The 9,959-nt window shown below is 72.2% G+C and carries 12 protein-coding genes; 6 read left to right on the forward strand and 6 right to left on the reverse strand.

Going from position 1 to position 9,959, the window contains the following annotated elements; translation table 11 throughout:
- Nucleotides 1-33 precede the first annotated feature (33 nt).
- Complete coding sequence (cofC, locus tag H0X00_RS17460) at nucleotides 34-702, reverse strand: 2-phospho-L-lactate guanylyltransferase (protein ID WP_293773359.1); 669 nt, start codon at nucleotides 700-702, stop codon at nucleotides 34-36.
- A 135-nt stretch (nucleotides 703-837) separates the two neighbouring features.
- Here cofC and H0X00_RS17465 point away from each other — a divergent pair, with 135 nt between their 5' ends.
- Together H0X00_RS17465 and H0X00_RS17470 are read left to right on the forward strand one after the other, a co-directional pair.
- Entirely contained in the window at nucleotides 838-1,521 is a 684-nt protein-coding gene (locus tag H0X00_RS17465; protein ID WP_293773361.1) for a 1-acyl-sn-glycerol-3-phosphate acyltransferase, read from the forward strand.
- A 56-nt stretch (nucleotides 1,522-1,577) separates the two neighbouring features.
- Complete coding sequence (locus H0X00_RS17470; protein ID WP_293773363.1) at nucleotides 1,578-2,705, forward strand: D-alanine--D-alanine ligase family protein; 1,128 nt, start codon at nucleotides 1,578-1,580, stop codon at nucleotides 2,703-2,705.
- A 13-nt stretch (nucleotides 2,706-2,718) separates the two neighbouring features.
- Here the strand turns inward: H0X00_RS17470 and H0X00_RS17475 are convergent, their stop codons facing one another.
- Both H0X00_RS17475 and H0X00_RS17480 read right to left on the reverse strand, forming a co-directional pair.
- A complete protein-coding gene (locus tag H0X00_RS17475; RefSeq protein ID WP_293773366.1) occupies nucleotides 2,719-3,168 on the reverse strand; it encodes a DUF3515 domain-containing protein in 450 nt (149 codons plus the stop codon).
- A 91-nt stretch (nucleotides 3,169-3,259) separates the two neighbouring features.
- Nucleotides 3,260-3,496, reverse strand: a complete 237-nt coding sequence (locus tag H0X00_RS17480; RefSeq protein ID WP_293773368.1) for an Lrp/AsnC ligand binding domain-containing protein — start codon at nucleotides 3,494-3,496, stop codon at nucleotides 3,260-3,262.
- A 91-nt stretch (nucleotides 3,497-3,587) separates the two neighbouring features.
- On the opposite strand from H0X00_RS17480, the gene H0X00_RS17485 reads away from it, so the two are divergent.
- The gene (locus H0X00_RS17485) at nucleotides 3,588-4,565 is read left to right on the forward strand and encodes a thiamine-phosphate kinase (protein ID WP_293773371.1); all 978 of its coding nucleotides are present in this window, start codon (nucleotides 3,588-3,590) and stop codon (nucleotides 4,563-4,565) included.
- Nucleotides 4,562-5,377, forward strand: a complete 816-nt coding sequence (thiD, locus tag H0X00_RS17490) for a bifunctional hydroxymethylpyrimidine kinase/phosphomethylpyrimidine kinase (RefSeq protein ID WP_293773373.1) — start codon at nucleotides 4,562-4,564, stop codon at nucleotides 5,375-5,377. The genes H0X00_RS17485 and thiD overlap by 4 nt, the downstream gene beginning before the upstream one ends.
- 18 nt (nucleotides 5,378-5,395) lie before the next feature.
- Here thiD and H0X00_RS17495 read toward each other — a convergent pair whose 3' ends face one another.
- The 3 genes from H0X00_RS17495 to rpmB all read right to left on the reverse strand — a co-directional run bounded on the left by H0X00_RS17495 (nucleotide 5,396) and on the right by rpmB (nucleotide 7,455).
- Entirely contained in the window at nucleotides 5,396-6,460 is a 1,065-nt protein-coding gene (locus tag H0X00_RS17495; RefSeq protein WP_293773375.1) for a hypothetical protein, read from the reverse strand.
- Nucleotides 6,457-7,047 (reverse strand): sigma-70 family RNA polymerase sigma factor, encoded by a 591-nt coding sequence (locus H0X00_RS17500; protein ID WP_293773376.1) that lies wholly within the window; start codon nucleotides 7,045-7,047, stop codon nucleotides 6,457-6,459. The genes H0X00_RS17495 and H0X00_RS17500 overlap by 4 nt, the downstream gene beginning before the upstream one ends.
- A gap of 222 nt (nucleotides 7,048-7,269) precedes the next feature.
- Nucleotides 7,270-7,455, reverse strand: coding sequence for a 50S ribosomal protein L28 (gene rpmB, locus H0X00_RS17505; RefSeq protein WP_293773377.1), 186 nt, complete (start codon nucleotides 7,453-7,455; stop codon nucleotides 7,270-7,272).
- A 140-nt stretch (nucleotides 7,456-7,595) separates the two neighbouring features.
- On the opposite strand from rpmB, the gene recG reads away from it, so the two are divergent.
- Together recG and H0X00_RS17515 are read left to right on the forward strand one after the other, a co-directional pair.
- Nucleotides 7,596-9,797, forward strand: a complete 2,202-nt coding sequence (gene recG / locus H0X00_RS17510; RefSeq protein ID WP_293773378.1) for an ATP-dependent DNA helicase RecG — start codon at nucleotides 7,596-7,598, stop codon at nucleotides 9,795-9,797.
- A gap of 13 nt (nucleotides 9,798-9,810) precedes the next feature.
- The coding region (locus H0X00_RS17515) for an RsmD family RNA methyltransferase (protein WP_293773380.1) at nucleotides 9,811-9,959 on the forward strand (149 nt) is incomplete at its 3' end.

Genomic DNA, 9,959 nt, shown 5'->3' on the forward strand with positions numbered 1-9,959 from the left:
CGGGCCGGGCGGCGCTGTCGTTGTTCGCGCAGGTCAGCGTGCGTTCTTCAGGGCGCTCGCGGTGTGCGCCCCGACGCCGAGCGCGACCGCGGCGGCAAGGTCGGCCTGGGTGTCGACGTCCTGGCGCAGCGAGGCCAGATCCTCATCCCCGTCGTCGTGATCGGCGGCGAGGGTGAGTGCGCCGGCGGCCACGTGGGTCTGCAACGAGTCCTTGCCGAAGGCCGGGGCGAAGCTCGCGGCGTCGACGACGAGGTAGGCCGTCGTCCCCGAACCTTCGATGTCGGGCACCACCGCGACGCCGGCCGTCCGCGCGCGCACCAGCGCACGCTCGAGGTCCTCCGGTCGCAGTGCGGGTAGGTCGGCGGACAGTGCGCCGATGCCACATCCGGGATGACGGGCGGCCGCGTGGGTCGCACCGTGGCGCAGGGCGGGATTGAGTCCCGCATCCGGTTCGTCGGCGACCACTTCGGCGCCGAGGTCGCGCACCAGTGCCGCTGCGGTCGCGTCATCGGTGACCACGACCACCTCGACGACCGTCGGCGTGCGCAAAGCGGCCGCGACGGTGTCCGCGGCGAAAGCCAGCGCGAGCGCCGAGCGTTCCGCGGGATCGCTGCTCAGGCGGGACTTGGCCAGGTGCAGCAGCTTCACCGGGATCACCAGACACCATCCGGTGCCCGGCGTCGACTGCTCCTTTGTACCCACTGACCGATCCTGTCAGCGCGTCGCGCTCTCGCTTCCGGCAGGTTCGCGGGCGACACTTGGGACGTGGCTCGTGATCGCAAGCGAGGGTGGTTCCGCGTTGCGGAGGTCCTCCTGATTCCGCCGATGCTCGTGCTGATGAAGCGTCGGTGGCACGGCCGCGGCCACATCCCGCGCACCGGTGGCGCGATCGTGGTCGCCAATCACATCTCGAAGATCGACCCGATCACCTTCGGGCACTTCGTGCACGGCGCCGGCCGCGTACCGCACTACCTGGCCAAGGTCGAGCTGTTCGAGCACACCGTGCTCGGCCGGATCTTTCGCGGCACGGACATGATCCCGGTGTACCGGGGCGGGGAGAACGCCGGCGCGTCCGTCCAGGCGGCCGTGCAGGCCGTTCGGGACGGGCTGTGCATCGTCGTCTACGCGGAGGCCACCATTACCCGGGACCCGAACCTGTGGCCGATGGTCGGCAAGAGCGGTGCAGCCCGGATCGCGCTCGAGTCCGGAGCGCCCGTGATCCCGGTGGCGCAGTGGGGTGCGCACCGCATCCTCGCGCCGTACTCCAAGCGGCCCTCGTTCCTGCCGCGCAAGACGGTCCACGTCCGTGCGGGCGAACCGGTGCACCTGGCCGACCTCGCCGGTCGCGAGCTCACTCCGGAGGTCCTCGCCGAGGCCACCGAGCGGATCATGGCCGCCATCACCGCCGAGCTCGAGGTGATCCGCGCCGAACGGGCCCCCGCCATCCGCTTCGACCCGCGCCGGGCCGGGGTCGCGGAGTACGGGAACCCGCACGGCCGGGACAGCGCTGAAGACCGTTAGTCCGAGCGTGAGTTTCTGCCTGTTCCGGCCCCGCCTGCGCGGTACCGTCATGATCGATGAGCGCGAACCGTAAGACCCGCGTGGCCGTGATCTTCGGCGGTCGATCCTCTGAGCACGCCGTGTCATGCGTGTCCGCCGGCAGCGTGCTGCGGGCCATCGACCGCAGCGTCTACGAGGTCGTGCCGATCGGCATCTCCACCGAGGGCCGTTGGGTGCTCGGCGTCGACGACCCGGACCGACTGGTGATCCGCGATGGCAAGCTGCCCGAGGTCGACTCGACCCGGCCGGCTGTGGTGCTGCCCGGTGACCCGACGACCCGCGCCCTCTCCGTCTTCGACGAGAGCCAGCCCTCCGGTGCGCTCGGTGACCTCGACGTGGTCTTCCCCGTCCTGCACGGCCCCTACGGCGAGGACGGCACCATCCAGGGTCTGCTCGAGCTCGCGGACATCCCCTACGTCGGCTCCGGGGTGCTCTCCAGTGCCGTCAGCATGGACAAGGCGCACATGAAGGTCGCGCTCGCCGGCGCCGGCCTCCCGGTGGGCGACTACGTCGTGGTGACCACGCGCCGCTGGGCGACGGACAACGCCGCGGTGCGCGCAGAGATCGCCGCGCTCGGCTGGCCGGTGTTCGTCAAGCCGGCCCGGGCCGGGTCCAGCGTCGGCATCACCAAGGTGAAGCGAGCCGAGGACCTCGACGCCGGGATGGCCGAGGCGCGGGCCTGGGACCCCAAGGTGATCGTCGAGGCGACCGTCATCGGCCGCGAGATCGAGTGCGGCGTGCTCGAGGGAGAGCACAGCGCCGACGGCGTGCAGGGCGCCCCCGAAGCCAGCGTCACCGCGGAGATCCGGGTGCTCGGCAACCGCGAGTTCTACGACTTCGAGGCCAAGTACCTCGACGACTCGACCGAGCTCACCGTGCCCGCCGACATCTCCGACGAGGTCGCCGCGACCGTACGCGCGTTGTCGGTGAAGGCGTTCGAGGCGCTGTCGTGCGAGTCCCTGGCCCGGGTGGACTTCTTCGTGTGCGCCGACGGCTCGGTCCTGGTCAACGAGGTGAACACGATGCCGGGCTTCACCCCGGTCTCGATGTTCCCGCGGATGTGGTCCGCCACCGGCGTCGACTACCCGACGCTGATCGACCGCCTGCTGCGCACCGCGTTGCAACGCCGCTCCGGGCTGCGCTAGCCGTTCTGCCCGATCAGCGCTTCGGCGTCGCGGTCTGCCTCGGCGTCGCGGTCTGCTTCGGGGTCGCGGCCGGTGGCGGGTAGAATTCCGGCCGCGGCGGCACGAACTGCATCGCCGGCGCGAGGTCGACCAGCGGACCCACCTGCGGGTCGTGCCCGGCCGGGACGGTGACCTCGACGTAAGCAGCGCGCCCGACGGTGGTGAAGACGTGGCCGCCGTCGCGCTCCTCGACCAACCAGTCGATGCCGTTGACCGTGTTCAGCTGCGAGGTGGCCCTCAGCGCCGTCGGCCGTTCGACCCCGCATCGCATCACCACCGGCGGGTCGCCCCAGGCCGCCGTGCGGTCGGTGCGCGGCGTGGTGTCACGGCGTGGGGTGTTGTCGACCTGCTCCGGCAGCGCCGGCTCGACCCGGGCGCAGATGGCGCCGACGTCCGCGGTCGAGACCGGGGCGGTGACGGCCACCCCACCGGGGCCGTCGTCGCCGCAGCCCGCGAGGGCAGCGATCAGCGCAGCGGCGAGACCGAGCTTCAGGTAGCGGGACAGCGCAGGCTGCTCAGAGGTGCACGACCGGGCAGGTGAGGGTGCGGGTGATCCCGGGCACCGACTGCACCTTCGCCACGACCAGCTTGCCGAGTTCGTCGACCGACCCCGCCTCGGCGCGGACGATGACGTCGTAGGGTCCGGTGACGTCCTCGGCGAGGGTCACACCGGGGATGTCACCGATCTGCTGCGCCACTACGGCGGCCTTGCCCACCTCGGTCTGGATGAGGATGTAGGCCTGGATCGACATGTGGACCTCCGTGCGGAAGCGGGGGCTGGGGCAGTGCTGATGACAGTGGGCCGAAACCTACACCGGGGCGAGCTGGGGACGGAGCGTTGCGATGGGTGCCCGACCGACCAACGTCGGAGCGCTGGGCGAGTTCGGCCTGATCGCTGCCCTGACCGCCCGGCTGCCGCAGGGCGCGGGCGTCCTGCTCGGCCCCGGCGACGACGCCGCGGTGGTGGCCGCCCGGGACGGCCGCGTGGTCGCCTCCACCGACCTGTTGCTGGCCGGCCGTCACTTCCGCACCGACTGGTCCAGTGCCTACGAAATCGGCCGTAAGGCGGCCGCCGCCAACCTCGCCGACGTGGCCGCGATGGGCGCCGTCCCGACCGCGTTGCTGGTCGGGCTCGCGGCCCCGCCCGACCTGCCGACCAACTGGGCGGAACGACTTGTCGACGGCATGGCCGCCGAGTGCGCTGCGATGGGAGCGTCCGTGGTCGGCGGGGACATCGTCGGCTCCGATGTCCTGCTGGTCGCCGTCACGGCGCTGGGCGACCTGGAGGGCTTGGAGCCGGTGACCCGCACCGGAGCACGGCCCGGCGACGTTGTGGCCGTGTGCGGGGCGCTGGGGGCCTCTGCGGCGGGGTTGGCGCTTCTGCAGGCAGGGCTGGAGTCCGGTCGGGACGGGCCCGACGCAGGGCACGAGGAACTGCTCCGCGCGCACCGGACGCCGTCGCCGCCGTACGAAGCGGGTCCGCAGGCCGCTCGGCTCGGCGCCCACGCCCTGATCGACGTCAGCGACGGGTTGCTCGCCGACCTCGGTCACATCGCGCGCGGTAGTGGCGTCGCCATCGACCTCGACAGTGCGGCGTTCGTCCCGTCGGCGGCGCTGGAGGCGGCCGCTGTGGACCTCGATACGTCCGCGCGGACCTGGATGCTCACCGGGGGAGAGGACCACGCGCTGGCCGCGTGCTTCCCGCCGGAGGTGGAGCTGCCGTCGGCCTGGGTGCGGGTGGGCCGCGTCGGTGCGGGCGAGGGGATCACGGTCGACGGCAACGCCTTCGCCGGCACGGCCGGATGGGACCACTTCCGATGAGCGGCCCGACTTCGAAGGCGCCGCCGCGGGTGCTCACCATCGCGGGCTCGGACTCCGGTGGCGGCGCGGGCATCCAGGCCGACCTCAAGACGATCCTCGCCCTCGGCGGTCATGGGATGAGTGTGCTCACCGCGATCACGGCGCAGAACTCGGTCGGGGTGCAGGGGGTGTGGGAGCTGCCGATCGAGGCCGTCATCGCGCAGTTCCGTTCGGTCGTCGACGACATCGGCGTCGACGCGGTGAAGACCGGGATGCTCGCCTCGCCGGCCCTGGTCGAGGCCGTCGCCGACCTGCTCACCCCGTTGCACGCCGCCGGCGTGCCGATCGTGGTCGACCCGGTCGCGGTCTCGAAACACGGCGACGCCCTGCTGGCCCCGGCGGCGCTCGAAACGGTGCGCAACCGGCTGATCCCGCTCGCCACCGTGGTCACCCCGAACCTCGAGGAGGCCGAAGCCCTGACCGGGAAGTCCTACCCGGCCGAGGCCGATCTGCGGGCGGCCGCCGAGGCCGTGCACGCGTTCGGACCGGCCTGGGTGCTGATCAAGGGCGGACACCTGCCCGGCGATGCCGTCGACCTGCTCTTCGACGGGCAGGACGAGTACGCGTTCCGCGCCCCGCGCCTGGACAACCGGCACACCCACGGGACCGGCTGCACCTTGGCGAGCGCGATCGCGGCCCGCCTCGCCGCCGGGGAGGACCCGGTGTCGGCGGTGCGGGCCGCGAAGGCTTTTCTCACCAGTGCTCTGGAGCGGGGCTTCGCCCTGGGATCAGGGATCGGCCCGGTCGATCACGGTTGGACGCTGCGCGACTGACAGGTCCGTGATGCTTCGTCAGTGGCAACCGAGCATGCTGCGCAAGGCGAAGACGGGGTCGACGCCAGGCTTGGTGTTGCCGGTCTCCTCGCCGGCGAGGGCCGGCGCCACCTCGGCGACCGCCTCCGGGTAGTCGCCCTCGGAGTCCATGTCCTTCAGCACCTGCCATTCACCGGACGTGCGCATCGCAGCGATCGCCTCGTCCTTCGCCTTCGCGTCCCCGTCCACCCACTGGTCGATCCAGGCGCACGACACCGCGCCGGTGACCGCGGCACCGAGCTGGTAGCGGTCCCGCACGCCCTTCCCGGCCTCGATCAAGGCACGGTCGAAACCGGCCGGCAGCGGGACACCCTTGAGCATCGCCGCGATGGTGTCGGACTGCTGGCCCGGCTGGATCGCGGACTCCGGCATGGCCGACAGCCAGGTCCTCACATCGACGGTCTTCAGGTCGGCGAGCAGCGCCCGGTAGGCCGCCTCGTCGCCGACGTTGCCGCGGACGCGCACGTAGGTCCCGCCGTCGGGGGCGAGCAACGTCTCGTACTCGTTGCCGCCGTAGGGGAACATCCGGCCCTCCCCTCCGAGGACCGGAACGCTCGACCCCTCGCCGAACTCCTGACGGTGCTTGGCCAGCCGCGGGGCGTACTCGGCGGCCGGCGCCCAGTGCAGATTGAGCGAACTCGTGCCGTCGGAGAACGTCATCTCGCCGTTGGAGGCGGTGAACTCGTCGACGCGGCTGACGTTCCAGCTGTCGCGGTCGACCAGGATCCGCTCGTTGGCCTCCGCGACCGCGACCAGTTCCGCGGCGAACGCGGTACTCCCGCCGCCGTCCGGGATCACGACGGTGCCAACGAGAACGGCGGCCGCGGCAGCCGCCGCGGCGAGCACGAGCTTCATCCGGCGCGTCGGCCGGCGGGTGGTGACGGGAACAGTGAGCGGTGCACTGTCAGCTGAGTGCACAGGGGCGGGCGTGCGCATGATCTCCTCCGCGAGGTCGTCGGTGACGGGGGAGAGAGGCAGCCGCGCAACGCTTGCGTCGTCGATCGCTGTGGCGCGCAGCCGGGCGTCGAGCTCGTGATCGTTCATCGCTGGTCCTCCTCCCGGGCGAGCGTCAACTCGCCCACCCCTGCATGTCCGGCAGGCACCGCACCGTGACCGTCGATCTCAATCAGCAACTCGCGCAGCCGGCCCCGGGCGCGCTTGAGGCGAGTGCGGACGACCTCGGGGGAGACCCCGAGCACCGTGGCGATCTCGCGCGGCTCGAGCTCCTCCCAGACGCTCAGGGTGACGAGCTCGCGGTCGGCCTCGCCGAGTCGCGCCAGGGCGGCACGGATCGAGGCGTCGAGCACCGCCCGGTCGGCCGGGTCGGCCACCACGGCCTCGAGGTGGTCCCGGAACCGGGCCCCCAAACGCTCGCGCCGCACCTCGCCGCGCGCCTGGTTGGCCAGTACCCGCCGGGCCACCCCGTAGAGCCACAGCCGCGCCTCGTGGCCGGGCGGCACCTCGTCGAAGCGCCGCCACGCGATCAGCAGGGTCTCGGCGGCCACGTCCGCGGCATCGGCGGTGCTCGCCGTCCGCCGCAGGGCGTAGCCCAGGATCGGCCGGAACTGGGCGTCGAACAGAACGCGGTAGGCGTCCTCACGTGCGCGGGCTGGGCCGGTCGGACTGCTCACGACACCCTCATGTCCGGCACAGCGTCGATCGTGACACCCGAATTCGACGCCGGAACCTCGAACTCCAGGGGATGTCATCCCCCTCGACCGCGATATGTCCGAATTGCCCCCATCGCCGGTGTCGAGAGGGATGACATCCCCGGCGAGGGGCGCTGAGTCGCGGCACGCGGGCACGAAAAACCGCCCGGCGCATGCACCAGGCGGTCTCGGGGATGGAGCTGGCTAGCGGGTGACCTTGCCGGCCTTGATGCAGGAGGTGCAGGCGTGGATCCGCTTGCGGGTGCCCTTCACCATGGCGCGCACGGTCTGGATGTTCGGGTTCCAGCGGCGCGAGGTGCGGCGGTGCGAGTGGGAGATGCTGTTGCCGAAGCCCGGGCGCTTGCCACAGACGTCACAGTTGGCAGCCACGGTGATGCTCCAAACAATCGTGCGGCGAACGAGAACGGGCCCGGGGCCCGGACCGAGGAGTCAGGGTAGCCGAGGCCCGTGGCCGGGCGCCAACCGGCGCCTTCCCGCGCGGTGTCGGCGCACCGGTTTAGTGTGCGCCCGTGGCGCTGAACGCTCACCACCCCTTGGGGGAGGCCCTGCACCGGGTGCTGTCCGACGACACCGCCAAGAAGCTGGCCAAGAGCCTCGACCTGGACACCGTCGGGGATCTGGTGCGCCATTTTCCGCGCCGCTACGAGAAGCGCGGCGAGCTCACCCGGCTGCGTGATCTGGAAATCGGCGCTGACGTCACGGTGCAGGCCGAGGTGAAGACCGCCGTGACCCGCCGGATGAAGAACCGCTCCGGGGTGATCCGCGAGGTCGTGGTCACCGACGGTCGCGACACCCTGAAGCTGACGTTCTTCGGCAAGGGCAACTGGACCACCGGCGACAAGCTCAACCCCGGGGTCCGCGGCCTGTTCTCCGGGACGATCAGCGCGTTCCGCAACGAGCGCCAGCTGACCCAGCCCGCCTGCTTCCTGTTCGGCGGGGATCCCGACGATGCCGAGGCCTTCACCGACGAACTGATCCCGATGTACCCGGCGACGGCCGCCGTGCCGAGCTGGCAGCTCACCAAGCATGTGCATGCGGTGCTCGAGGCGCTCGACGTCGTGCCCGACCCGCTGCCGGACAAGGTCCGGTCGCAGAACGACCTGGTGTCGCTCGGCGAGGCGCTGCGGTTGATCCACCGGCCGCGGGACTACGGCCAGGTGCAGGTCGCGAGGAAGCGCCTGAAGTGGGATGAGGCGTTCGTGCTGCAGATCGCGCTGGCCCAGCGCCGCGCCGCCGCGCGGGCCCTGCCCGCGGTCCGCCGGGTCGCCGCCAAGGACGGTCTGCTGACGGCGTTCGACGCCCGCCTGCCCTTCGACCTGACGGCGGGTCAGCGCGAGATCGGCAACGAGATCTCGATGGACCTGGCCTGCGAGCACCCCATGCACCGGCTCCTGCAGGGCGAGGTCGGCTCCGGAAAGACCGTGGTCGCGCTGCGCGCGATGCTCGCCGTGGTCGACGCGGGCGGGCAGGCCGCCCTGCTGGCCCCCACCGAGGTCCTGGCCCAGCAACACCTTCGCTCGCTGAGCGCGATGCTCGGCCCCCTCGCCGAGGCCGGCCAGCTCGGCGGCGCCGAGCAGGGCACCCGGGTCGCGCTGCTCACCGGCTCGCTGTCCGCCGCCGCGCGCAAGCGGGCGATGCTCGACGCGGCGTCCGGGGAGGCCGGCATCGTGGTCGGCACCCACGCCCTGCTGCAGGACAAGGTCGACTTCTTCGACCTCGGCCTGGTCGTCGTCGACGAGCAGCACCGCTTCGGGGTCGAGCAGCGCGATGCCCTGCGGGCCAAGGGCTCGAGCCCGCCGCACCTGCTGGTGATGACCGCGACCCCGATCCCGCGCACGGTCGCGATGACCGTCTTCGGCGACCTGGACGTGTCGACGCTGACCGAGCTCCCGGCCGGGCGCTCACCGATCGCCACCCACGTGGTCCCGGTCTCGGAGAAGCCGCATTTTCTGGAAAGGGCCTGGACGCGGATCCGCGAGGAGGTCGGCAAGGGCCACCAGGTCTACGTGGTCTGTCCGCGGATCGGCGCCGACGACGCGGACGAGGACGCTGGCCCGGACGGCCACCCGGGCGAGCTCGACGAGACCTCCGCCCGCCGGCCGGCCGCTGCGGTGGCGCAGGTCGCTCCGATGCTGGTCGAGGGGCCCCTGGCCGGACTGCGCATCGGGGTGCTGCACGGCCGCCTTCCGACCGAGGAGAAGGACGCCACCATGGCCGCCTTCGCCGCCCGCGAACTCGATGTGCTGGTCGCCACCACGGTCATCGAGGTCGGCGTCGACGTGGCCAACGCGACCGTGATGGCGGTCCTGGACGCCGACCGCTTCGGCATGTCGCAGCTGCACCAGTTGCGCGGCCGGGTCGGCCGGGGGAGTGCCCCCGGCCTCTGCCTGCTCGTCACCGAGGCGCCGGAGGCCAGCCCCGCCCGGGAGCGGCTCGACGCGGTCGCCTCCACCACCGACGGCTTCGCGCTCTCCCAGCTCGACCTGGAGGCGCGCCGCGAGGGCGACGTGCTCGGCACCTCGCAGTCCGGGCGCCGGTCCAGCCTGCGGATGCTGCAAGTGGTCAAGGACGCCGACCTGATCGCGGAGGCCCGGGTCGCGGCGACGGCTCTCGTCGAGGAGGACCCGGCCCTGGCCGGGCAGCCGGCGCTCGTGAACGCGCTCGCCGACCTGCTGGACGCCGAACGCGCCGGCTATCTCGAGAAGGCATGACCGAGGCCCGCGCATGACCCGCATCGTCGGCGGCACCGCCGGCGGGCGGCGCCTCGCCGTACCCGCCGGCCGGGAAACCCGCCCCACCTCCGACCGGGCCCGGGAGGCGCTGTTCTCCGCGCTGGAGGTGATGACCGGGGGCCTGGCCGGCCTGCGCGTGCT

Source organism: Sporichthya sp. (assembly GCF_013815995.1).
In the GTDB taxonomy this organism is placed as follows: domain Bacteria; phylum Actinomycetota; class Actinomycetes; order Sporichthyales; family Sporichthyaceae; genus Sporichthya.